20 protein-coding genes are annotated in these 23305 nt (G+C 67.5%); 13 read left to right on the top strand and 7 right to left on the bottom strand.

The genetic code is table 11. The features are described from left to right. Positions 1-10: 10 nt before the first annotated feature. Both cobN and ABEA50_RS12780 read left to right on the top strand, forming a co-directional pair. Entirely contained in the window at positions 11-3589 is a 3579-nt protein-coding gene (cobN, locus tag ABEA50_RS12785; protein WP_345495523.1) for a cobaltochelatase subunit CobN, read from the top strand. A 190-nt stretch (positions 3590-3779) separates the two neighbouring features. Continuing rightward, complete coding sequence (locus tag ABEA50_RS12780; protein WP_345495522.1) at positions 3780-3965, top strand: hypothetical protein; 186 nt, start codon at positions 3780-3782, stop codon at positions 3963-3965. A gap of 224 nt (positions 3966-4189) precedes the next feature. Here ABEA50_RS12780 and ABEA50_RS12775 read toward each other — a convergent pair whose 3' ends face one another. Together ABEA50_RS12775 and ABEA50_RS12770 are read right to left on the bottom strand one after the other, a co-directional pair. Beyond that, a complete protein-coding gene (locus tag ABEA50_RS12775) occupies positions 4190-4471 on the bottom strand; it encodes a hypothetical protein (protein ID WP_345495520.1) in 282 nt (93 codons plus the stop codon). 289 nt (positions 4472-4760) lie between these two features. Further along, on the bottom strand, positions 4761-6215 hold the full coding sequence (locus ABEA50_RS12770; protein WP_345495519.1) for a catalase: 1455 nt from the start codon (positions 6213-6215) through the stop codon (positions 4761-4763). Between the two features lie 430 nt (positions 6216-6645). On the opposite strand from ABEA50_RS12770, the gene ABEA50_RS12765 reads away from it, so the two are divergent. After that, positions 6646-7035 (top strand): PPOX class F420-dependent oxidoreductase, encoded by a 390-nt coding sequence (locus tag ABEA50_RS12765; RefSeq protein WP_345495517.1) that lies wholly within the window; start codon positions 6646-6648, stop codon positions 7033-7035. A 274-nt stretch (positions 7036-7309) separates the two neighbouring features. Here ABEA50_RS12765 and ABEA50_RS12760 read toward each other — a convergent pair whose 3' ends face one another. Then, complete coding sequence (locus ABEA50_RS12760; protein WP_345495516.1) at positions 7310-7573, bottom strand: helix-turn-helix transcriptional regulator; 264 nt, start codon at positions 7571-7573, stop codon at positions 7310-7312. Between the two features lie 109 nt (positions 7574-7682). On the opposite strand from ABEA50_RS12760, the gene map reads away from it, so the two are divergent. Together map and ABEA50_RS12750 are read left to right on the top strand one after the other, a co-directional pair. Next, a complete protein-coding gene (gene map / locus ABEA50_RS12755; RefSeq protein ID WP_345495515.1) occupies positions 7683-8447 on the top strand; it encodes a type I methionyl aminopeptidase in 765 nt (254 codons plus the stop codon). 121 nt (positions 8448-8568) lie between these two features. Further along, entirely contained in the window at positions 8569-8955 is a 387-nt protein-coding gene (locus tag ABEA50_RS12750) for a PPOX class F420-dependent oxidoreductase (protein ID WP_345495514.1), read from the top strand. A 395-nt stretch (positions 8956-9350) separates the two neighbouring features. Here ABEA50_RS12750 and ABEA50_RS12745 read toward each other — a convergent pair whose 3' ends face one another. Together ABEA50_RS12745 and ABEA50_RS12740 are read right to left on the bottom strand one after the other, a co-directional pair. After that, positions 9351-10730, bottom strand: a complete 1380-nt coding sequence (locus ABEA50_RS12745; RefSeq protein WP_345496544.1) for a metallopeptidase TldD-related protein — start codon at positions 10728-10730, stop codon at positions 9351-9353. 8 nt (positions 10731-10738) lie between these two features. Next, a complete protein-coding gene (locus ABEA50_RS12740) occupies positions 10739-12268 on the bottom strand; it encodes a TldD/PmbA family protein (RefSeq protein WP_345495513.1) in 1530 nt (509 codons plus the stop codon). A gap of 442 nt (positions 12269-12710) precedes the next feature. On the opposite strand from ABEA50_RS12740, the gene ABEA50_RS12735 reads away from it, so the two are divergent. Then, the gene (locus ABEA50_RS12735) at positions 12711-12896 is read left to right on the top strand and encodes a YegP family protein (protein ID WP_345495512.1); all 186 of its coding nucleotides are present in this window, start codon (positions 12711-12713) and stop codon (positions 12894-12896) included. Here the strand turns inward: ABEA50_RS12735 and ABEA50_RS12730 are convergent. Then, complete coding sequence (locus tag ABEA50_RS12730) at positions 12893-13444, bottom strand: YaeQ family protein (RefSeq protein WP_345495511.1); 552 nt, start codon at positions 13442-13444, stop codon at positions 12893-12895. The genes ABEA50_RS12735 and ABEA50_RS12730 overlap by 4 nt on opposite strands. Positions 13445-13526: 82 nt before the next feature. Here ABEA50_RS12730 and ABEA50_RS12725 point away from each other — a divergent pair, with 82 nt between their 5' ends. Together ABEA50_RS12725 and ABEA50_RS12720 are read left to right on the top strand one after the other, a co-directional pair. Continuing rightward, the gene (locus ABEA50_RS12725; RefSeq protein WP_345495510.1) at positions 13527-13727 is read left to right on the top strand and encodes a hypothetical protein; all 201 of its coding nucleotides are present in this window, start codon (positions 13527-13529) and stop codon (positions 13725-13727) included. Between the two features lie 637 nt (positions 13728-14364). Continuing rightward, positions 14365-15012: a TetR/AcrR family transcriptional regulator gene (locus tag ABEA50_RS12720; RefSeq protein ID WP_345495509.1), complete on the top strand. Its 648-nt coding sequence runs from the start codon at positions 14365-14367 to the stop codon at positions 15010-15012. 342 nt (positions 15013-15354) lie between these two features. Here the strand turns inward: ABEA50_RS12720 and ABEA50_RS12715 are convergent, their stop codons facing one another. Then, the gene (locus ABEA50_RS12715; protein WP_345495508.1) at positions 15355-16122 is read right to left on the bottom strand and encodes a TSUP family transporter; all 768 of its coding nucleotides are present in this window, start codon (positions 16120-16122) and stop codon (positions 15355-15357) included. A gap of 67 nt (positions 16123-16189) precedes the next feature. Between ABEA50_RS12715 and ABEA50_RS12710 the strand changes: the two genes are divergently transcribed. The 5 genes from ABEA50_RS12710 to lnt all read left to right on the top strand — a co-directional run bounded on the left by ABEA50_RS12710 (position 16190) and on the right by lnt (position 23003). Further along, entirely contained in the window at positions 16190-17398 is a 1209-nt protein-coding gene (locus tag ABEA50_RS12710) for a sensor histidine kinase (protein ID WP_345495506.1), read from the top strand. Positions 17399-17485: 87 nt separating this feature from the next. Further along, the gene (locus ABEA50_RS12705) at positions 17486-18145 is read left to right on the top strand and encodes a response regulator transcription factor (protein ID WP_345495505.1); all 660 of its coding nucleotides are present in this window, start codon (positions 17486-17488) and stop codon (positions 18143-18145) included. A gap of 102 nt (positions 18146-18247) precedes the next feature. Continuing rightward, complete coding sequence (locus ABEA50_RS12700) at positions 18248-18730, top strand: FxsA family protein (protein WP_345495504.1); 483 nt, start codon at positions 18248-18250, stop codon at positions 18728-18730. Positions 18731-19106: 376 nt separating this feature from the next. Next, positions 19107-20705, top strand: a complete 1599-nt coding sequence (locus tag ABEA50_RS12695) for an amidohydrolase (RefSeq protein ID WP_345495503.1) — start codon at positions 19107-19109, stop codon at positions 20703-20705. A gap of 501 nt (positions 20706-21206) precedes the next feature. Continuing rightward, the gene (lnt, locus tag ABEA50_RS12690; RefSeq protein ID WP_425577601.1) at positions 21207-23003 is read left to right on the top strand and encodes an apolipoprotein N-acyltransferase; all 1797 of its coding nucleotides are present in this window, start codon (positions 21207-21209) and stop codon (positions 23001-23003) included. Positions 23004-23305 lie beyond the last annotated feature (302 nt).

Genomic DNA, 23305 nt, shown 5'->3' with positions numbered 1-23305 from the left:
GCCGTCACCTGTGATTTTGCTGCTGTCCACCTCCGACACCGATCTGCTGAGCGCGCGCGCGAGCGGCGCACGCTACCGGTGGGGCAATCCCGCCCGACTGTTGGTGGAGGACCTGCCCGCCTTGCTCGACGGCGCCGAGTTGGTGATCGTGCGCATTCTCGGCGGTAAACGAGCATGGGAACCGGGGTTGGACGCGGTGCGCGCGAGCGGCGTCCCGATGGTCGCGCTCGGCGGTGAACTCGCGCCGGACGCGGAATTGATGGAGTGTTCCACCGTGCCGGGCGGTGTCGCCGCGGACGCGCACAACTACCTCGCCGCGGGTGGTGCGGACAATCTGCGTCAGCTGTACAACTTCCTGTCCGACACCGTGTTGCTCACCGGCCACGGTTTCGAGCCGCCGGTGCAGTTGCCGAGCTGGGGCGAGCTCGAGCGTGCGGCGGCGCCGCACGAGGTCGACCGCCCCACCGTCGCGGTGATCTATTACCGCGCACAGCATTTGGCGGGCAATACCACCTACATCGAGGCCATGTGCCTGGCTGTCGAGCAGGCGGGTGCGCGGGCACTGCCGTTGTATTGCGCCTCGCTGCGCACGGCGGAGCCGGAGCTGATCGACACACTGCGTCGGGCCGATGCACTGGTGGTCACCGTGCTGGCGGCGGGCGGAACCAAACCGGCTACCGCCTCGGCGGGTGGCGAGGACGAAGCGTGGGACGTCGGCGTGCTGGCGGACCTGGACGTGCCTATCCTGCAAGGCCTTTGCTTGACCAGTGGACGGGCGCAGTGGGCCGCCAACGACGACGGGCTTTCGCCACTCGACGTCGCCACGCAGGTGGCGGTGCCGGAGTTCGACGGCCGCATCATCACGGTGCCGTTCTCGTTCAAGGAGTTCGACGCCGACGGGCTGTCCACCTACGTGCCCGATCCTGAGCGAGCCGCACGGGTGGCGGGCATCGCGGTGCGGTACGCGCGCCTTCGTCACATTCCGGCCGAGCGCAAGCGGGTGGTGCTCATGCTCTCGGCCTATCCGACCAAGCACGCGCGCATCGGTAACGCGGTCGGCCTGGACACCCCGGCCAGCGCGATTCGACTGCTCACCGAGATGCGTTCGGCGGGTTACTATCTCGGCGAGCCGGGCGAGATTCCCGGTCTGGAGGAGCGCGACGGCGACGCGCTCATTCACGCGCTGATCGCGGCGGGCGGGCAGGACCAGGACTGGCTGAGCGCGCAGCAGTTGGAAGGCAACCCGATTCGCATCGGCGCCGAAGAGTACGCCGCATGGTTCGACACCCTGCCCGAGGATCTGCGCGCGGCGGTGATCGAGGCGTGGGGGCCGCCGCCGGGCGAGCAGTACGTGGATCGCTCCGCCGACCCGAAGGGCGAGATCGTGATCGCCGCTTTGCGTTTCGGCAATGTGGTGCTGATGGTGCAGCCGCCGCGCGGCTTCGGTGCGAACCCGGTCGCCATCTACCACGATCCCGATTTGCCGCCGAGCCACCACTACCTGGCCGCCTATCGCTGGCTCAGTGCCCCGGCGGGTTTCGCGGCCGACGCGATGGTGCACCTGGGCAAGCACGGCAACCTGGAATGGCTGCCTGGCAAAACCCTCGGCATGTCGGCCTCCTGCGGCACCGACGCGGCGTTGGGTGAGTTGCCGCTGATCTACCCGTTCCTCGTCAACGATCCCGGCGAGGGCACGCAAGCCAAGCGTCGCGCGCACGCCACCCTGGTGGACCACCTGATCCCGCCGATGGCACGCGCCGAAAGCTACGGCGATATCGCGCGGCTGGAGCAATTACTCGACGAGCACGCCAATATCTCCGCGCTCGACCCCGCGAAACTGCCCGCCATCCGCCAGCAGATCTGGACGCTGATGCGCGCGGCGAAGATGGATCACGATCTCGGCCTCGCCGAACGCCCCGACGAAGAGGTGTTCGACGACATGCTGTTGCACGTCGACGGCTGGCTGTGTGAGATCAAGGACGTGCAGATCCGCGATGGGCTGCACATCCTCGGGCAGGCGCCCGTGGGTGCGGCCGAACTCGACCTGGTGCTGGCGATGTTGCGTGCCAGGCAGCTGTGGGGTGGTGAGCGGTCGGTGCCTGGTCTGCGCGAGGCACTCGGGCTCGACGAATCCGGTGACGCCGCACGCGAATCCGTGGACGCTGCCGAAGCGCGGGCCCGGGAACTGGTCGCGGGATTGCAGGCGGCGAACTGGTCGCCCTCGGCGGTAGCCGACCTCACCGACGAGGAGAACGTGCGCCAGGTGCTGCGTTTCGCCGCCACCGAGGTGGTCCCGCGCCTGCGGGAGACCGGCGTCGAGATCGCGCGCGTGCTGCACGCGCTCAACGGCGGTTTCATCCCCGCGGGCCCGAGTGGTTCGCCGCTGCGCGGGCTGATCAACGTGTTGCCGACGGGACGCAATTTCTACTCGGTCGACCCCAAATCTGTGCCCTCGCGTCTGGCCTGGGAAACCGGTCAGGCCATGGCGGATTCGCTGCTGGAGCGCTACCTGGCCGACCATGGCGAATACCCGAGGTCGGTCGGCTTGTCGGTGTGGGGTACCTCGGCCATGCGCACCTCGGGTGACGACATCGCGGAGGTGCTCGCGCTGCTGGGTGTGCGGCCGGTGTGGGACGAGGCCAGCCGCAGGGTGGTGAGTCTCGAGGTCGTCGACGCGGCCGAACTGGGTCGTCCCCGCATCGATGTCACGGTGCGCATCAGCGGGTTCTTCCGCGACGCCTTCCCGCACGTGCTCGCACTGCTCGATGACGCCGTGGTGTTGGTCGCCGAACTCGACGAGCCCGACGAGGCGAATTATGTGCGCGCGCACGCGCGGGCCGATCTGGCCGAGCACGGCGACTCCCGCCGCGCCACCACCCGCATCTTCGGTTCCAAGCCGGGTAGCTACGGCGCGGGGCTGTTGCAGCTGATCGATGCCAAGAGTTGGCGCACCGATGACGATCTGGCCGAGGTGTATACCGCGTGGGGCGGCTTCGCCTATGGCCGCGACCTGGACGGTATCCCGGCCGCCGACGATATGCGCGGCGCCTATCGCCGGATCGCGGTGGCGGCCAAGAACACCGACACCCGCGAACACGACATCGCCGATTCCGACGACTACTTCCAGTATCACGGCGGCATGGTCGCCACGGTGCGCGCGCTCACCGGGAAGAACCCGGAGGCCTACATCGGCGACAGCACCCGCCCGGACGCCGTGCGCACCCGCACGCTGTCGGAGGAGACGGCGCGGGTCTTCCGTGCCCGCGTGGTGAATCCGCGTTGGCTGGAGGCCATGCGCAGGCACGGCTACAAGGGTGCCTTCGAGATGGCGGCGACCGTCGACTACCTCTTCGGCTATGACGCGACCACCAATGTGGTCGCCGACTGGATGTACGAGAAGCTTGCCGAGAGCTACGTATTCGACGAGGTGAACCGTAAGTTCATGGAGCAGTCCAACCCCTGGGCGCTGCACGGCATGACCGAGCGGCTGCTGGAGGCGGCCGAGCGCAATCTGTGGGAGCAACCGGAACAGGCGACGTTGGATCGGCTGCGGCAGGTCTATCTGGAGACCGAAGGGGAATTGGAGTAGATCGAATACAACCCCCCAATTATGGGGGGAATTCGAATTACTCGATCTTGCAACACAATTCGATCATGAAATAGGTATCGACAATTGTCGCTACGCGGGTGCATCATTGTTGATGTCCCCAAGGCCATTTCCGGGGGAAAGGCCGAGTCGAAATGTCTGGAGATCGGGTAATCCTATGAAGATCAAAAAAATGGTAGCGACCGCCGCGCTCACGATCGCCGCGGTCGGCGTGGCCGCTGGCACGGCCTCGGGCCAAGCGCAGGTGGCGGGTCCTTCGATCAGTGGCGTCGACAGCGGGGTCGCCTACACCGCCGCGGTGGCCCCGGATCGGTCGAATGCCTCGGTGACGCGGGCACCACCACCGCGGGCGCGTTGATCGGGTGCGCGATCGGCGCGTTGATCGGTGTGGTGTTCCTCGTGATCGGGTTCATCCCCGGTTGCCTGGTCGGTGGTGTCATCGGCGGGATCATCGGCGCCAATCAGTAAGCGCGACGGCCCGGCTCGAGCGGTCTCGTTTTATTTATCGATAGATATTGATACCGGCTGACCGAATCAGGTCAGCCGGTATCAATAGCGTATTTTGGCGAATTCGTATTTCACTCAGCCGCCGATCACCGCATTCATGATCGTTCCCGCGCTCGTCGCTATCACGCCGCCGAGCATGCCGCCCGCGATCATCTTCGGCGAATGCAATGTGCCGCCGCTCCATTTCTCCCAGGCGAATGTTCCACCGGCGAAGGTGATTCCACAGATACCGGACAGCAGCACGAACCAGGTGAGGTAGCGGACCAGCTGCAAGATCTTGTCCGATCCGGGCGGTGGCTCCGGGGTCGGGTTGCCGATCTGGGCGACGAAAGCCTCGTGAACTGCCATAAGGATCATCGATACACTCGCTTCGTGGTCGGTGTAACAGTTGTCCAGGGGGTTGCCCGATCGGCCAACGGTAGGGCGCGATCGGCGGATGACGCTGCCGATCCGGCGTGATTGTCCGCGGTTGTCCGTGCTTGTCCGCTACCGCGGCGGACGGTGCGTCCCTGCGGTGCGCTGCCCGCGTGCGTGATCGGCCGAGCCTAACTCGGCCATCGACACCGCGGCGCGCGCTGCGGGCGTGTCGTCGTACCGGACGGCCATGGCGCGTGGGCGGGGGCGAGCCCAGCTACTGCTGCTCGCGCTACTGCTGCTCGCGCACTCCCGCCTGTACGCGCCCGCCCAGATCCGCGTCGACGTTGCGCCAGTATTCGAACGCACGCGTCAGCACCGGTTCGGAGACACCGTGCAGGAGGTGGCCGACGATGTTGTGCACCAGCCGATCGCGTGCGGCGTCATCGAGCACCTCGCGCACCATCGTGCCCGCCTGACCCCAGTCGTCGTCCTGTGCGCGCAGCGTATAGGCCTGGCGCACCATCTCACCGTCGGTGTGCCAGCCGACCGGCGGACCGGAAACCGACATGTCGGCGTGCGGGCCGCCCTTGGAGTTCGGCACGTACACCGGATCGCCGGGGTTGTGGTGGCGCAGCTGGCCGTCCTTGCTGTAGGACCGGACCTCGCTGGCGTGCGGCGAATTCACCGGCAGCTCTTTGTAATTCGCGCCGATCCGGTGCCGGTGCGCGTCGGGGTAGGAGAACCAACGGCCGAGCAGCATCTTGTCCGGGCTGGGGCCGGTGCCTGGCACCGAGTTGCTCGGTTCGAACGCGGCCTGCTCGATCTCGGTGTGGTAGTCGGCGGGATTGCGGTTCAACGTCATCTTGCCGACCTCGATCAACGGGTAGTCGCTGTGCGGCCACACCTTGGTGAGGTCGAAAGGGTTGAACCGGTAGGTCTTCGCGTCCTCGAACGGCATGATCTGCATGTGCAGCGTCCAGCTGGGGAACTCGCCGCGCTCGATCGCGTGCCACAGGTCGCCGGTGTGGAAGTCGGTGTCGCTGGCTGCGGTCTGGTCGCCCTCCTCCTGGGTGAGGAACTCGACGCCCTGGTCGGTCTTGAAGTGGTACTTCACCCAGAAGCGTTCGCCGGCGAGGTTGTACCAGAGGTAGGTGTGGCTGGAGTAGCCGTTCATGTGACGCCAGGTGCGTGGGATGCCACGATCGCCCATCAACCAGGTGACCTGGTGCGCGGATTCGGGGGACAGGGTCCAGAAATCCCACTGCATGTCGTGGTCGCGCAGGTTGTTGTCGGCGCGACGCTTCTGCGAACGAATGAAGTCCTGGAACTTCATCGGATCGCGCATGAAGAACACGGGCGTGTTGTTGCCGACCATGTCGAAATTGCCCTGCTCGGTGTAGAACTTCAACGCGAAACCACGTGGGTCACGCCAGGTGTCCGGGCTGCCACGCTCCCCGGCGACGGTGGAGAACCGGGCGAGCACCTCGGTCTTCTTCCCGGGCTGGAACAGATCCGCCCTGGTGTAGCCGCTGACGTCACCGGTGACCTCGAAGGTGCCGAACGCGCCGCCACCCTTCGCGTGCGGCTGGCGCTCGGGTACCCGCTCCCGATTGAACGCCGCCATCTTCTCGATGAGGTAGGCGTCGTGTAGCAGGATCGGGCCATCGGGACCGACGGTCAGCGAGTGCTCGTCGCTCGGCACCGGAATACCGGCGTCGTCGGTGGTGTAGTTCGGACCAGACATTGCGCTCCTCTCCTTACTCGTCGCCCGAGGGGTCGGTGAACGGCCGCATTCGGGCGTGCCGACTTGCGTTACGGATGACGCTCGACGCTGTAGGCAGGGCTGCGAAAACGTCGAGCGTGACGCGGGCGGCGTGATCGCCCGGCGTCGCTGGCCGTCGCTGCGGTCAGCGCGGTGGTGGTGAACCTTCGGCAATCACTGGTGAGGAAACCCTTCCGTCTCGGTGGAACCGGTCGACTTCGCAGGTGTCGCTCACCAAGCTAGCCGCAGCGGGGTCGAATCGTGGGGAAATGCCGCAGCCGTTACCTGATCAGATGTCGCGCGAGCGACCAGTAGTTACCGCGAAGCTACGGATCGCTACGTCGCTGGGGGGAGGCGGAGAATGCGTCGGGAGGCGGATGACCGCGCGCTACCGGCCGCCTACCGTTGCCCTATGACGCGGAATGAGCTGAGCAACGCGAAGTACGTGCGGCTGACCACCTTCAAGAAGGACGGTTCGTCGGTGGGCACGCCGGTGTGGGTCGCGCCGGACGGCGACCGCATGCTGATCTGGACCAACCCGAATTCTTGGAAGGTAAAGCGCATCCGCCGCAACCCGGAGGTCACCGTGCAGGTGTGCGACAACCGGGGGCGTACCGATGGCGGTGCGGTGCTGACCGGGACCGCCGAGGTACTCGACGCCGAGGGCACCGAGCGCACGCGGGGGATCGTGGCGCGCAAGTACGGGCTCGTCGGCAAGATCGGCATCTTCGGGCACAAGCTGCTGCGTGGTGCGAAGGGGTCGGTGGGGATCGCGGTCGCGCCGAAGGTAGGTGTCGAGTAGCGCTGGTGCCGGCGGCGGCCTGGCTGATTGTTCGGCGAGATCACCTCTGGCGTCTCCGTGCCGGGAGGCATCCATGAATTCGGTTGTGCCACAGCAGCCTCTGTGCCAAAAGCGCATGCGCGGTCCCGCTGCGAGGTTGGTCGGGTGCCGTCGTGACCATCGCGAGTAGGGCCGTATGCGCCGCGTACCGGAGACCTTGCCGACGCATAGACGCGAGCCCAATTGTCGTCGCGGCCGAACTGGCGGTCCGCCGAGGTGATCTGCTCGGCCGGGCTCAGGCCGATTCGGCGAATCCGACGCCGCGCCAGGTCTCGGCCAATTCCTGCAACGGTACGCCGAGGACGCCGCAGAGCGTGACGACGGTGCCGAACGAGGGTGAGGGCAACCGGCCGGTCTCGATCTTGCGCAGGGTCTCCGGTGACATGCTCGCCGCGCGGGCGACTTCGGTGAGCTCGCGTTCGGCGCGGGCGGTGCGCAGGGCAATGCCGAGGCGGCGGCCCGATTCGATCTGTGCGGGCGTCAGGGGGAGGCGAACCATGACGTTCAGATTACGATCGGTATTTATATACCGCAAGCTACGCGGGCGGATTGGTATTTAAATACCCACGCCTGTTAGCCTCGGTATTTAAATACCAAGAGGAGTGGTGATGGTCGAGTTGAAGACACCCGAGGAGATCTCGCGGATGCGGGTCGCGGGGATTTTCGTGGGACAGGTGCTGGCGGAACTACGCGAGCGCGCGCAGCCAGGGGTGAACCTGCTGGATCTGGAAGCGCATGTGCGCGAACGTATTCGAGAGCGCGGCGCGGTGTCGTGTTACTGGGATTACTCGCCGTCGTTCGGGCGAGGACCATTCCGCAACACCGTGTGCTTGTCGGTGAACGACGCCGTATTGCACGGACTGCCCTTCGACTACCGGTTGCTCGATGGCGACCTGCTGACCATCGACCTCGCGGTGGAGGTCGACGGCTGGGTCGCCGACTCGGCGATCAGCGTGGTGGTCGGCACCGCGGCCGAGGCGGATCTGCGCCTGGTGCGGGCCACCGAGGAGGCCCTGGCCGCGGCGATCGCGGTCGCGCATCCCGGTAATCACCTCGGTGACCTCTCGGCCGCCATCGCCGCGGTCGCCGACGACTACGGCTACCCGGTGAACACCGAATTCGGCGGTCACGGTCTCGGCCGCACCATGCACGAGGACCCGCACGTCGCCAACCGCGGTCGTCCTGGCCGGGGATACCGTCTGCGCCCCGGCTTGGCGTTGGCCATCGAGCCATGGTTCGCCGCGACCACCGACCGCATCTACACCGACCCCGACGGCTGGACCCTCCGCTCGGCCGACGGCTCACGCACCGCGCACTCCGAACACACCATCGCCATCACCGACGGTGAGCCGCAGGTGCTGACACGGGTCTGACCTTCCGTCCGGACCGCGGTGACGGCAGCGGTCGAGGGGCCGACCGATGATGTCCCAGCTCGTGCGTCGGCGGGAGGTCGGGGCAGTACCGGATGGCCGACGACTGACTACGCTGGCCGCCATGACCAACTCGCTCGGCGCCGTCGCGACCGCCGAATACGTGCTGCTGACTACGTTTCGCAAAGACGACACCCCGGTCGGCACCGCCGTGTGGGCGGTGTCCGACAACGACAAACTCTACGTGTGGACGGTCACCGACAGCTGGAAGGTGAAGCGGCTGCGCCGCAATCCCGCGGTGACACTGCAACCGTGCAGCGCCTCGGGAACGCCGAAAGGTGAACAGATCTCGGGCACCGGTCGCCTCCTCGACCTCGAAGAGACGCGCAAGGTGCGCAAACTGCTGCTGCGCAAGTACTGGTTCGCCGGGCCGCCGATCATCTTCGGCAGCTACCTGCGTCGCGGTAAGGCGGGCACGATCGGCATCGAGATCACCGCGGGGACACACTGATTCGCGGCACACCCCGGCCTGGATTCCGACAATTCTTCCCGCGACCTTCGCGCTGGCGTGTTCCGATCCGCACTGCTGCGACATCGAGTTCGGCGTGAGTTCGTGTGTGCTGCCTACGACGAATTCGGCGAAGCCCGCCGGAGATTCGCCAGACGGCCGCCATCCGACCAGCAAGATGATCCCACCGAAAGAAACTCGCTGTGTTCGGCCGTTGTCCGAGTTCCAGGATCTGACGCTCCGCTGAGAGTGTGTCTTCGGCGGAAAATGTCGTGCTGCACCTCGGGACGGTCGCGTCGAAGCGGGACGAATGTCCGGTGGGTGGGAGTCCGTGTGGTCCTGTAGTCCGTCCGCGTGTGTGCGTTGTTCGGGCTTCGCGGTCGGCAGCGCCCCTCCGGTCAGGTCGCCTGGCTGACCGACGACATGTGGAAATCGGGAATGCGCAAGGGCGGCATGGCGGTTCGGCTGAACCAGTCCTTCCACTCCCGTGGCAGGGTGATCTCGGTGGCGCCGACCTCGGTGGTCCTGCGCAGCAGATCGATCGGGCTTTCGTTGAACCGGAAATTGTTCACCGCCGCCGTCACCTCGCCGTTCTCGACCAGATAGACGCCGTCGCGGGTGAGGCCGGTGAGCAGCAGGCTGGCGGGATCGACCTCGCGGATATACCAGAGCGTGGTCAGCAGGAGTCCGCGCTCGGTGCGCGCGATCATGTCATCGAGCGTGGCGTCGGTGCCGCCGGTGAGCAGGAGGTTTTGCCCGGGAACCGTGGCGGTGGTGTCGAATTCGGCCGCGGTGGCGCGGGGATAGATGAGTGATTCGACGACACCGTCGCGCAACCAGTCGACCTTGGGCGTGCACAGCCCGTTGTCGAACAATGACGTCGCCTCCGACGAGGTGGGTGTCGCGACGAACGGTCGGTACTCCAGGCCCACCGCCCTCGGATCCGACGACAGGGTGAGCGGAATGTCGTTGAGCCGCTCACCGATTCGGGTGCCGCCCGGCCGTGCGAAGGCGTTGTGTCCCTCCTGTGCGCCACGCCCCTCCATCGACCACGCCAGATAGATCAGCATGTCGGCGACCGTAGAGGGCGGCATCAAGGTCTCGTAATGCCCCGCGGGCAGCGCCACCCTGCGCCGTGCCCAATCCAATCGCCGCGACAGCTCGGCGAGCAGACCGGAGACATCGACGCCGACGAAGTCGCGGGTGCCGACACCCACCCACGCGCTCGCCAAATCCGCGCCGTCGCCACGCTTTCCGTTGATCTCCACCGAGCCGGTGGGCTGCACGAAGCGGCGCCGAACTCCGGTGGAGGTGGCCAGCCACGTCGTGTGCACCTGGTGGTGGGCGAAACCGTAGAGCCGGTCGGCGGCATCGAATCCGGGGGCGAGGCCGTCGGCCAGCTCGGTGAAGACCTCGATGCCGGTGCTGCCCGCCGGGGCATCCCAGTCCGGTTCATTCGCGGAGGTGTCCTCGATCAACGGCATCGCGTCGGTGGCCGGTTCGGCGACGCGTGCGGCGTCCTCGCTGGCGCGCACCACCCCGTCGATGTCGTCCGGGTCGACACTGGTCGAGCCGATGGTGGCGACGCGGGCCGACCCGTCGGTGTCGCGGAAGATCGACACCACCGACCACGACCTGGCCACCGAGGAACCGTTGGTGGTCATCGAATTACCCGCCCACCGCAGCGACGCCTCGTGCGCGTCGGTGACCAGCACGATCGTCTCGTCCGCGCGGGAGGCGGCCAGCGCGCGGCGCACCACCTCGTCCGCCGCGATGATCTGCGCGCTCACTGCCCGGCCTCCGTCCGCGTGTTGAGAATATTGACCCCGCGCACCAGCACCGACGGACAGCCGTGGCTGACCGAGGCGACCTGCCCCGGCTGCGCCTTACCGCAATTGAACGCGCCACCGAGTTGCCAGGTGGACGGCCCGCCCACCGCTTCCATGGAGCCCCAGAAATCGGTGGTCGTAGCCTGATAGGCGACGTCACGTAATTGGCCGTCGAGTTCGCCGTTGCGAATACGGAAGAAGCGCTGCCCCGTGAATTGGAAATTGTAGCGCTGCATGTCGATCGACCACGACCGATCGCCGACGACGTAGATACCGTCCTGCACACGGGAGATGAGTTCCGCTGTGCTGGTGTCGTTCTCGGGATCGGGTTGCAGCGAGACGTTCGCCATCCGTTGGATCGGCACGTGGTGCGGCGAGTCGGCGTAGGAGCAGCCGTTGGATCGAGCCAGGCCCAGACGCGGCGCGAATACCCGGTCGAGCTGGTAGCCGACGAGCACGCCGTCGCGGATGAGGTCCCAGCTCTGACCGGCGACACCTTCGTCGTCGTAGCCGATGCTGGCCAGTCCGTGCTGCTGGGTGCGGTCGCCGGTGACACGCATGATCGGCGTGCCGTAGCGCAGGGTGCCGAGCTGGTCGGGGGTGGCGAACGACGTTCCAGCGTAGGCGGACTCGTAACCGATCGCGCGGTCGTACTCGGTGGCATGCCCGATCGACTCGTGGATGGTCAACCACAGATTGGTCGGGTCGATGACCAGATCGGTGGGACCGGGCCGCACGGACGGCGCGACAACCTTCTCGGCCAACCATTCCGGGATACGAGCGAGTTCGGTGTTCCAGTCCCAGATGTCGTCCGCGCCGGTGACGTACTCCCAGCCGCGGCCCGCCGGTGCGGCGAGCGTGCGCATCGTCTCGAACACCCCGGACGTGGAATCCACGGTGGTGGCCGTGAGATGGGGGAACAGGCGCACTCGCTGCTGGGTGATCGAAGAGCCCGCCGTGTCGGCGTAGAAGCTCTGCTCCTTCACCTGCAACACTTCCGCGGCGACATGGTCGACCCCCGCCGCGTTCGAGAGCCGACCCGAATAGTCCTGAAGCAGTGCGACTTTCTCGGCGGTCGGCACCGTGAAAGGGTCGATCGCATAATCCGAGACCCACCGCGCGTTGTCGTACCGTGGCTCGTCGGCGAGCTCGACGCGCTCACGGTTGAGCGCGCGCAAGGTCGTCGCGACGGTGACCGCGCGCCGCGCCACCTCCGCCGCCGCCTCGGTGGTGAGGGCGGCGTGCGAGGCGAAACCCCACGTGCCGTCGACGACAACGCGCACGGCCAAGCCGATCTCGGTGTCGTCGGTGACGGATTCGACGCGGCCGTCACGCAATCGAATCGACTGCGTCACCAGCCGCTGCACCCGGAGGTCGGCATGCTGCGCGCCCGCCGCCGTCGCCGCCGACAGCGCCGCATCGGCGAGCGCGGCCAACGGAAGTCCGAGGAAGTCGGCGTCCACATCTCTGGAAGTCCCGGTGCTCACCCGCTTTACGCTAGCCGGTGGCGCGGACCTGTGTCGCGGGACGCCGGTGTCGCTGTCGACGATTCAGGATGGCCGCGTGCCCGCTGCCGGTACGGCGCCGGCCGACGACCGCGAACAGTTCCTCGCAGCTGTTTTTCCGGGGATGGTGTGCGGCTTCGTTGCCGCATACCTGACTGGACGATTCGCTCCGGCGTCGGCCGAAGGGGAACCGACTTCGACAACGCGCGACGGCGCACACCGGCAGCGTGCGTGGCCTCCGGTGCGCATCCCGCGCTGAACAGCCGAAATGCCTCCGAATGATGCGCGATTCTCGATACCGAATCGCAGGCGGCGGGCTCGAGGCCCCTTTCTGTCGGTTCATGAGCCGCCGAGAACACCGGGTCGTATCGTTTCCACTGTCAGACGTTTCGGTTCGAGCTATTCGAGAGAAACGAGGCACCTCATGGCAGGAAAGTTCGAGCTGTTCAAGGACGCGAACGACAAGTTCCGTTGGCGGTTGAAGGCGGGAAACGGCGAGATCATCGCCCAGAGCCAGGCCTACGCGACCACGGACACCGCCAAGAAGGGCATCGAGTCGGTCAAGGCGAATGCCGCCGACGCCGCCATCGATGATCAGACCGGAAGCTAGGGCCGCGTCCCGAGCGCGTGTTCTTCCACCGCCGTGCTCAGGGTGGTCCCGTTGATCTCCAGGTAGGCCGAACGTTCGGTCACCGACAAGGTGACGGTATTGCGGCGCGCGACCGCGCGGACGGCGGTGTCGATGAACGCTCGGTCGAAACTGTAGAGCGGGATCGCCTCGGCGCGGTGAATGCGTTTGCCCGCCAACGGTCCGAGGACCTTGGCGGGGTCGCGGTGGGTATAGATCGCGACGCGGTCGGCGAGTTTGCTGGCGCGGTGCAGGCGTTCGGCGTCGGGGGCGCCCACCTCTATCCAGGTGGTGAGGCGTCCGGTGAGGTCGCGCACCAGCACCGCGGGTTCGTCGGTCGAGGACACACCGCCGTCGCTGAAGGTGATGCCCTCCTCGTATTCGAGCAGGTAGGCCAGCAGCCGAGTGACCATGAACTCCGCCGTCTCGGAGGGATGGCGCGCCAACCGCAACTCCAGGTCTTCGTAGACGCCCCGGTCGACGTCGGCCAGCTGGGCGTCGAAGGTGTGCAGTGTCGCGCTGAGTGCCATAGGTCAGCAGACTAGGTGGCCGCGGCCGGGCGGCACCCGGCAGCGCCGCCGAGTCCGGCGAGCACTCGTCGCGGAACTCGACGTGCGCGTTGCGGCGGCGGTCCACGTGGCGGCCGAACACTGCGCGGCCGTAGCGACCGGTGGGATCGAGATTCTGTCGTTCTGCGCGTACGACGACGGGGCGATAGACGAGGGCGATATCGGCGACGACCAATCGTTCCCGCTCGGCGACCGGGTCGACGATCCACCCACCGTCGGGCCCGCGATCGCCGAGCCACCGTGACACGCCGAAACACGATGGGCGAGTTGGGCGTAGAACGGATAGTCGGTGGGGGTGTGGGCGCAGCGCCATCACCCGCATCGAGGGCCCGGGACTCCGGTCACGGATTCCCGAAGGTCTCATGGGCAAGGACCGAGGTCGGCTGTCGCGCGGCCGAGCCGATTGCGTCGCACCCGCACCATTTCGACCGCTGTTTGCTGATCCTTCTCGCCGAGCTCGGCGTTCACGACCGGATCATGGGAAGATTTCGCGCGGCCGGACGCCCGTTGGGTTCGCGATGAATCGACGCCGAGGTTCGCGCGCACCGGGATGCGCGAGTTCGACGCTCTCGCCCCGCATCCGCGCTCTGGTCCCGCATCTCGTCGACGTCCACGCCAGCGAAAACTACCGGCGCGTACCCGCTCACCCGTTCCAGCGGCACCGACGAGGCGTCGGGCTCCGGTGGGGTACTGTTGTCCGCGCACCGCCCGAGGCACGAAATGCGTTGTGGCACGTACGGAATAACCGCGGTCACTGCTTTCGTGCACCGCGCGCGAGTCAACGGCGCCACCACCGAACCGTGCGGTATCGGCACGGGTTCGGCGCGCGCGAAACCCCGAGCCTGCCGGGTAATTCGCCTTCTGTGTCGTACTGTGCCCGCGTGCCGCCATCTGTCCTCCGTGACCGCAAACGTGAACGAACCCGCAGGGCGCTGCTGGAGGCAGCAGTCGAGCTCTTCGAGACGCGAGGCTACGAGCAGACGACGGTTGTCGACATCGCCGCCGCCGCCGAGGTCGGCACTCGCACCTTCTTCAATTACTTCGCCACCAAAGAAGAGTTGCTGTTCCCGGAGACCGACGAACGGGTCCGTGCCGCGGTCGCCGCGATCGCCAGCAGGCGCCACGGTGAGCGTCCGGTCGAGGTGCTGCTGCGCGGCCTACGCGCCGCCGGTGACAACCCCGGCGAGCACCTGATCGACGACCTCAACGACCGCATCGCCGCACTGCGCGCGGAGGTTTCGCGCACCGTGCCCGCGGTGAGCGGCCGTGCGGCACACGCGCAATTGGTCACCCAGCGCGAGATCGCCAAGCAGTTGCACGCCGCGTTCCCCGCCGAACTGGACGAGGTCGCCGCCGCCGCGCTCGTCGGTGCCGTCGTCGGCGCGGTGTCCGGCGCGCTGACCGTCGTGTTCCAACAGCAGACCGCCGGTGTCGAAGACGGGGAACGACTGCAACGGCGCATCCACGAGACCACCGCGAACGTACTGCGCCCGTGGTTGGCCGCGGCCCGCCACCAATCGGCGAGCTGACCAGCGGCTCGGCCAGACGCCCACGGCGCGTGGCATGTTCGCCGCGATCGGTGGCTACGGCGGTGCGGACGAGCATGTTTCGTGAGGTGCGGTTGTTGCGGTGTTGACGCTGGTGGTGATGCATGGCGTGTTCGCAACGGTGGTTGTGCGGTGGGTGTGGTTCGTGGGGTGCGGTTGTTGCGGTGTTGACGCTGGTGGTGGTGTGTGGCGTGTTCGCCGCGACCGGTCGCAATGGTTGTGCGGATGAGTGTGGGTCGGGATGTGTTGGGCGCTGTGGCATGTGTGGGTGCTGTGGCGTTGACGCTGCTGGTCGCGCGTGCCGTCGCGGTGGTGGCGGGCTGATCAGCCGAACTGTTGCCAGCCCAACCGGATCACCATCACCACCACCGTCACCAGCAGCACACCGCGCACGAATCCGGAGCCTCTGCGCAAGGCCATCCGCGAGCCGATCACCGCGCCGAATATGTTCGCCACCGCCATCGCCGCGCCGAGCGCCCAGAGAATGTGGCCGGTCGCGCCGAAGAAGACCAGCGCGCCCACATTCGACCCACAGTTGATCACCTTCGCCATCGCGGCGGCTCTGACGAACTCGGTGCCGAGCAGTGTGGCGAAGGTGATGATGAGGAAGGTGCCGGTGCCAGGCCCGAGAATGCCGTCGTAGCAACCGATCAGGCCCGCGGACAGCGCCACCGTCAGCAGAAACCGCCGCCGCGACGGTTCGTGCGTGATCAGCGTGACCCCGATTGACGGGCGCAGCGTGACAAACACCGCGACCCCGACCAACACCACCATCACGATCGGAATGAACAGGTCCCGATCGATCAACGACACCGCCGCCGCGCCGAATCCCGCGGTGACCGCGGCGATCACCGCACACGGCACCATCACTCGCCAGCGAATCGGCACCTTGCGCGCGAAGGTGATCACCGAGGCGGCAGTGCCGGCGATCGCGGCGCACTTGTTGGTGCCGATGGCGGTCTGCGGCGCGATACCCGGTGAAACCAGCAGCAGGGTCGGCAGAATGATCAACCCACCCCCACCGACCACCGCATCGACCCAGCCCGCCGCCGTAGCCGCGGTCAACAGCACCAACCAATCACCGATCTGCACCGGATAAGCCAAGCAGAACGCCCGCCGCCGCGGGCGCGTGCGGTGGCGTTGGTTCTAGGCTGAGTCGGTGCGCCGGTTCAGTTTGTGGTTACGCGACAAGCCGATCGTCGCCGACTCCGTGCTCGCGGCGCTGATGTTCGCGTTGGAGATCATCGGCGCCAATCAGGCCGCGAACACGGTGGTCTACCTGCAAATCGGGGTGCTGCTCCCGCTGCCGTTGGTGTTGCGGCGGGTGTACCCGACCGCCATGGCCTTCGTCCTGCTCGGGTTGTCGTTCGTGACGTCGGTGGTGGGGTATCTCACCCACGACGACGCCGACCACCTTGCGCTGATCGGCCTCGGGATCATGCTCTACACCGTGGTCGCCTACGTCGGTCGGCGAGAAGGGCTGCTGTTCGCGCTCGGCCTCGTCATCGACACGGTGCTATCGCACGTGGCCATCGACAAACCGCAGGGCCGCGACGTGCTGGTTACCGTCATGGTCTACGCATTGTGCTGGGCGATCGCGGAATTCGTCGGCGCGCGCCGCGCCTACGACGCCGAGGTCGCCGCGCGTCTCGCGGTCGCCGACTACGACATCGCACGCAGCGCACACGAGGCCGTCGCGGCCGAACGCACCCGTATCGCCCGCGAATTGCACGACGTGGTGGCGCACTCGGTGAGCGTGATCATCGTGCAGGCCGACGGCGCGAGGTACGCGCTGCGCAACGACCCCGACGTCGCCGAGCAGGCACTGAACACCATCGCGGGTACCGGTCGTGAGGCGCTACGCGAATTGCGCAGGACCGTCGCGTTGCTGCGGACCGAGCACGCACCCGGCCAGTTGCCCCAGCACGGCACCGCGGGCATCGCCAACATGGTCGAGATGATGCGTGGCACCGGTTTGGCCGTGGAACTGGAATTGACCGGCGAACTCGATGCGATCGCGCCCGAGGTGAGCCTCGGTGTGCACCGCATCGTGCAGGAATCGCTCACCAACACCCTGCGCCACGCGGGCCCGCACCCGAAGGCGTGGGTGCGGGTGCGTCGGGAGCCCGGTGCGGTGACCGTCGAGATCACCGACAGCGGCGGGGTACCGGTGCGTGCACCCCAGCGGATCACCGGCAGCGGACTCGGCCTGGTCGGCATGCGTGAGCGCACCGCGGTGCTGGGCGGCACGTTGGAGACGGGGCGCGCCCGCGACGGCGGGTGGCGCGTGCGTGCGCGCATCCCGGTGGTCACCCAGCCGGACGACGAGTCCGTCTCGGTGCCGGACGAATCCGACGGCGAGTCCTGACAACCTCAGGAAACGTTGTCGCGGAGCGGATTCGCCGTCGTCGCAGCCGGATCGAGCGGAATGCGCGCCACGCGTTAGATTGGGCCGGTGCCGATCACCGTTCTCATCGTCGACGACCAGGAACTCATGCGCATGGGGTTGAAGATGGTGCTCGGCGCGCACCCGGACATCGAGGTGATCGGCGAGGCCGCCAACGGTGCTGTCGCGATCACCCAGGCCGCGGAGCTGCGACCCGACGTGGTGCTGATGGATGTGCGGATGCCTGTGGTCGACGGTGTCGCCGCGACCAGCAGCATCGTCGAAGCCGGTGACGGGTGTCGGGTGCTGGTGATGACGACCTTCGACCTGGACGAACACGCGCTTGGCGCGTTGCGTTCCGGCGCGAGCGGCTTCCTGCTCAAGGACACCCCGCCCGAGGATCTGGTCTCGGCGATCCGCAGCGTGGCCGCGGGTGACGCCGTGGTGTCGCCGAAGGTCACCAAGCGGTTGTTGGGGCGGCTGATCGCCGAAGACCCGACCAGCATGCGCGACCCAGGCATCCTCGACGTGCTCACCGCCCGCGAGCGTGAGGTGCTCGAACAGATCGCGGCCGGTCGATCCAATGCCGAGATCGCGGGGCAGTTGTTTTTGTCCGAGGCGACGGTGAAGACCCACGTCGGGCGGGTGCTCACCAAACTCGGCCTGCGTGACCGCGTCCAGGCCGTGGTGTTGGCTTACGAGACCGGTCTCGTGCGGCCCGGCGGGTGAGTGCGGTCACCGCATCCGGGTCTCAGCGAGCTATCAGGCTGTTTCGGGAGAAAAATCGAGGCGCCGCGCGTTGGAACGGTTAGATCGTCCGAAAGGATCGCCATGCCCGCACTGCTGTTCGTCCTGTACGTCGTCGTCGAGATCGCCGCGTTGTTCGCGGTGGCGCAGTGGCTCGGTGTCGTAGCGACCGTGCTGTTGTTGATCGCGGGGTCGGCGGCGGGCATGTTGCTGATCGGCTCGCAGGGGCGGCGCGTGCTCGAGCAGTTCCGTCGCGCGGGGCGCGGCGAGGTCGAGCCGGGAACCGCGCTCGCCGACGGCGCCCTCGTCGCGACCGGCGGATTCCTCATGTTCGTCCCCGGCTTGGTGACCTCGGTGTTCGGCCTCCTGTTCCTGCTGCCTCCGACGCGATGGCTGATCCGCCCGGTGGCCGCTGCGTTCGCCACCCGCCGCCTCGGCGCCCTCGCGGCCCGCATGCCGTATCGCGGCGTGGTGATCGATGGCGACGACGTGGTCGACGGCACGGTCGTGCACCAGTATTACGACGACGGTCACGGCAGCGGATATCGCGCCATTCCCGGCGCGTAATCAACGAAGTCGCCCCCGCCGTGGCGCGCGACTTCTCGGGGATCCGTCGAGGGGCTTCGATGACCTCAGGTACCGGCGCGGTCCGGGAACGGCGAAGTATTCGACCTGGGACCGCTGCGGAGTGATGTCGTTAGCATCGCTGCGAGCCTCGGTTGGCCGTCGAGGAGACGATCTCCCTGCTGGAGTTCACCGGTCGACCGCGAGCGTGCTCGAACCCTCGGCGAGCGTCCGCCGTCTCGGCGAGAACAGTGACACTACTGTGCTGTCGAGTCGGCACGATGAAACCGGTTGGCACATAACGCTTTCGGGCTCGGCAAAGGTACGGTGCAATGGCTGACCGGAATCGATTCCCCGGCCTACGGCAGACTGTCAGGTCGTGAGTACCCAGTTACTGGTCGGCGGTCGTATCTACAGTTCGAGTTCCCCCGATGCGACCACCATGGCGGTGAGTGACGGCACGGTGGTGTGGTTGGGCGCCGAACGACCGGGACGGGCACTGCATCCTGACGCGGAGATCATCGACCTGGACGGCGCGTTCGTCGCACCCGCGTTCGTCGACCCACACGTGCACGTCAGCGCGCTCGGCCGCACGCTCACCGGATTGGACCTCTCGTCCGCGCGGTCGCTCGCGCAGTGTCTGAGCCGGTTGGCCGACTTCGCGGCCGCGCACCCGGACGGCACACTGCTCGGCGACGGCTGGGACGACACCGAATGGCCCGAACAACGCCCCCCGACGATCGAGGAGATCGACCGCGCCGTCGGCCCAGGACGGCAGGTCTACCTGTCGCGGGTGGATGTGCACTCGGCGGTCGTGTCCTCGGCGCTGCTGGATTCGGTGCCACAGGCGAGCGCTGCCGACGGCTACACCCCGGGTGCTCCGCTCTGTGCGCGAGCCCACCACCTGGTTCGTGCGGCGGCGTTGGCGGGATTGTCACGGGCACAACGTGATCGGGCGCGCCGGGCCGCACTGGATCATGCGGCGGCGCGCGGCATCGTCGCGGTGCACGAGTGCGCGGGACCCGACATCTCCGGCCGTGACGACGTGCGCGAACTGCTCGAATTCGAGCACGGCGTGCAGGTACGCGCGTACTGGGGTGAGCTGGTCGCCGACGCCGATTCCGCTCGCGCGCTCGTCGATGAACTCGGTGTGCACGCTCTCGGCGGCGACCTCTTCGCCGACGGCTCGTTCGGTTCACATACGGCGTGGCTGCGTGATCCCTACCACGACGACGCCGGGCGCGGTCGCGGCTATCTCGATGCCGACGCGGTGACGGCGCATGTCCGCGCCTGCACCGAGGCCGGTATCCAGGCGGGATTCCATGTGATCGGTGACGCCGCGATGGACGCGGTGGTCACCGGGATCGGCAGGGTCGTCGCGGAGCTCGGCGGGCCCAAGGTGGCCGCGCGTGGCCACCGCGTGGAGCACGCGGAACTGGTCGACACCGCGCAGATCGCCGACCTCGCCGCGTGGGGCGTGATCGCCAGCGTGCAGCCGGGGTTCGACGCGGCGTGGGGCGGAACCGACGGCATGTACGCCGCGCGCCTTGGCCGCGAACGTGCCGCGACGCTGAATCCGTTCGCCGCGATGGCCTCGGCCGGAATCTCGTTGGCGATCGGTTCCGACGCCCCGGTCACCGCCCTCGACCCGTGGGCCGCGGTGCGCGCGGCGGTCGAGCACCAGACCGCCGGGCACGGATTGTCACCGCGTGCGGCGTTCGCCGCGGCCACAAGGGGCGCCTGGCGCGCGGGCGGGGTACGCGACGGTCTCGCGGGTACTTTGGTCCCCGGTGCACCCGCCTCGTACGCCGTGTGGGACGCGGACGAACTGGTGGTCGCGGCCGCCGCCGACTCGGTGCAACGCTGGTCCACCGACCCGCGCTCGCGGGTGCCCGGCCTGCCGCCGCTGACGCCGGGCGCGGCATTGCCGCGTTGCCTGCGCACCGTGCACCGCGGAGTCACTATTCATGCGGCCTGACTCGACGCGAGCGCGGGTGCGGCCGTGGGGCAGGTGGTTGTCTGGCTGCGCACCGACGAGCTCTGGAGCATCGTGCTCGCGACCTGAGTCGACCAAGGTTCGGTGGCGTGCGGGGGAACGTCCGCTGAACGAGAGTCTGTTTGTTTGTGTGCTGTGTGTTGCTGGGGTTGTGCCCTCGTGCCTCGGGTCGGTCGGGGTTCGGTGGCGTGTGTGGGGGCAGCCGTGGGGTCAGGGCGTGTCTGTTCGTGTGCGGTGTGCCGCCGGGGCTTCGTCCTGGCGACCCGAGTGCGCTGAGGTTCGGGGGCGGGGTGGGTCTGGCGGTGCATCGTCTACCGCAGGGGCTTTGTCCTCGCATCCTGGGTCGCCTGAATTTCGACGGCGTGCGCGAGCTGAGTGTCCGGGTTGTCGCGTGCGCGCTCGAGGGGTGCCTCGGCATGCCTCGAGGCAGGTCGTCAACGGTTGAATAGGTCGGAAGTCACTGTGCCGGAGGGTGTTCGAGTAATGACGCGTGCGGGTTCGGCAATGATCGGTCCGGTGGTCGCGGTGTGCCGTCGTTATCCGACGTTGGTGCGTGCGGTCATGGCGGTGTTGTCCGGCCTGCTGCTGTTCGGTAGCTTCCCGCCGCGGCCGCTGTGGTTTCTCGCGCCGCTGGGTCTGGCCCTGCTCGTGGCGGTCGTGCACGGCAACGGTCGGTTGCGTGGCGGGTTCGGCTTCGGGTTCCTGGCCGGGCTCGGCTTCTTCGTGCCATTGCTGCCGTGGACCGGCATCTACGTGGGGCCGGTGCCGTGGCTGGCGTTGTCGACGGTATGTGCGCTGTATTTCGGGGCGTTCGGGGCGGTGGCCAGGCTGGTCGGCGCGCTGCCTGGGTGGCCGTTGTGGACCGCGGCGGCGTGGGTTGCCGCCGAGTGGGTCCGATCCAGTTTCCCGTTCGGCGGATTTCCCTGGGGGCGTGTGGCTTTCGGTCAGGCCGACGGCTGGTATCTGCCGTTGGCTTCGGTGGGGGGCGCGCCGCTGATCGGATTCGCGGTGGCGCTCACCGCGACGGCGGCGGTGGCGCTGCTCGGCGGGCTGCGCGCGGTGTTCGCCACCGAAGCGACACCCACCGCGACGACACCCACCGCGACGGCGGACGCTGTGCCGGGCCCCGCACCGGCGGCGAACGAACAGCCGGTAGACGGAGACGTCACCGACGATTCGTCGGCACCGCCGGCTACCGCGACAGTGACCTCGGAAGCCACAGACGTTCGCGCCCGGTCGGAGGAGGGAGCCACGCTGTCTTCCTGGCGCCGATCCGATGCCGCCGCACCACCACCGGCACGAGCCGCCCGTATCGGAATCCTCCTGGCCGCTGCCACATTGGTGCTCACCCCCCTGGTGGGACTGGCGCTGCGCGCGACCTTGCCCGCCCCCGACGACGGCGTCAGTACGGTCACCGTGGCCGCGATCCAGGGCAGCGTCCCCCGGCTCGGCCTCGATTTCAACGCCCAGCGTCGGGCCGTGCTGGACAACCATGTGCGCCGCACCAATGAGCTGGCGGACGCGGTGGCCGCAGGGCAGGCGGCGAAGCCGGACGTGGTGATCTGGCCGGAGAACGCCTCCGACATCGACCCGGTACGCAACCGGGACGCGGCGGCGCTCATCAGCGACGCCTCCGAGCGGATCGGCGCACCGATCCTGGTAGGTGCGGTGCTGGTCAACAGCGATCGCACCACCACGAATTCGGTGCTGGTATGGAACGGCGCGGCCGGACCGGGGGACCGGCATGACAAGAAGATCATCCAGCCGTTCGGCGAGTACCTGCCGATGCGCGAGCTGTTCCGGCACTTTTCCGAGTACGCCGACCGCGCAGGATATTTCGTCCCTGGACATGGTGACGGTACCGTGCACGCCGGTGGCGTCGACATCGGGGTGGCCACCTGTTACGAGGTCGCCTTCGATCGTGCCTTCGAGGACTCGATGCGCGCGGGCGCCCAATTGCTGACGGTCCCGACGAACAACGCCACCTTCGGCGACAGTGAGATGACCTACCAGCAGTTGGCGATGTCGCGGGTGCGTGCGGTGGAGCACGGGCGGGCGCTGGTGGTCGCCGCGACCACCGGCGTGAGCGCGATCGTGACCGCCGACGGTGCGTTGGCGCAGCAGTCCGCGCAATTCGTGCCGGCGGCGCTGGTCGCTTCGTTGCCGTTGCGCACGCAGGAAACACTGGCGACGCGGGTCGGCCCCGCCCCGGAATACGCCTTGGTGGCGGTGACTGTCGTGGCGGGTGCGCTGGCGGCGTTGCGGCGGCGCCGGAACTGAAACCCGTTGCCCGATCAGGCCCCAGCGGCCGAACGCTCGGTATGTTCTTGCCCTGCCGCCCCCTAGATGTGGGGTTTCCGCAGTTCCCTCTAATGGTTCGCTATTGCATTGCCATGCGGTAATGTTGGTGTCCTATCACCGCTGAATAGCGTTGTCACCCTGATTTTTACGCAGCCACTCTTGAGTTAGCGAAAAGGTAGCTGTTCACTCCGGGTCGCTATATACGACGAGGGATGTGAAACAAATCCAACACGCTGGCCATCCGGCCGATCCGATGCTCCGAATCATTCTGCGTGGATCAC

Origin of the sequence: Nocardia callitridis (genome assembly GCF_039543305.1) — a bacterium.
Taxonomy (GTDB): Bacteria; Actinomycetota; Actinomycetes; order Mycobacteriales; family Mycobacteriaceae; genus Nocardia; species Nocardia callitridis.
This window is presented reverse-complemented; position numbering and strand designations above follow the sequence as displayed.

Excerpts from the sequence above, each read along its gene's own strand:
- ABEA50_RS12780 (WP_345495522.1), top strand. The coding sequence starts at position 3,780 with ATGGTAGCGACCGCCGCGCTCACGATCGCCGCGGTCGGCGTGGCCGCT.
- ABEA50_RS12775 (WP_345495520.1), bottom strand. The coding sequence starts at position 4,471 with ATGATCCTTATGGCAGTTCACGAGGCTTTCGTCGCCCAGATCGGCAAC.
- ABEA50_RS12770 (WP_345495519.1), bottom strand. The coding sequence starts at position 6,215 with ATGTCTGGTCCGAACTACACCACCGACGACGCCGGTATTCCGGTGCCG.
- ABEA50_RS12765 (WP_345495517.1), top strand. The coding sequence starts at position 6,646 with ATGACGCGGAATGAGCTGAGCAACGCGAAGTACGTGCGGCTGACCACC.
- ABEA50_RS12760 (WP_345495516.1), bottom strand. The coding sequence starts at position 7,573 with ATGGTTCGCCTCCCCCTGACGCCCGCACAGATCGAATCGGGCCGCCGC.
- map (WP_345495515.1), top strand. The coding sequence starts at position 7,683 with ATGGTCGAGTTGAAGACACCCGAGGAGATCTCGCGGATGCGGGTCGCG.
- ABEA50_RS12750 (WP_345495514.1), top strand. The coding sequence starts at position 8,569 with ATGACCAACTCGCTCGGCGCCGTCGCGACCGCCGAATACGTGCTGCTG.
- ABEA50_RS12735 (WP_345495512.1), top strand. The coding sequence starts at position 12,711 with ATGGCAGGAAAGTTCGAGCTGTTCAAGGACGCGAACGACAAGTTCCGT.
- ABEA50_RS12730 (WP_345495511.1), bottom strand. The coding sequence starts at position 13,444 with ATGGCACTCAGCGCGACACTGCACACCTTCGACGCCCAGCTGGCCGAC.
- ABEA50_RS12700 (WP_345495504.1), top strand. The coding sequence starts at position 18,248 with ATGCCCGCACTGCTGTTCGTCCTGTACGTCGTCGTCGAGATCGCCGCG.
- lnt (WP_425577601.1), top strand. The coding sequence starts at position 21,207 with ATGACGCGTGCGGGTTCGGCAATGATCGGTCCGGTGGTCGCGGTGTGC.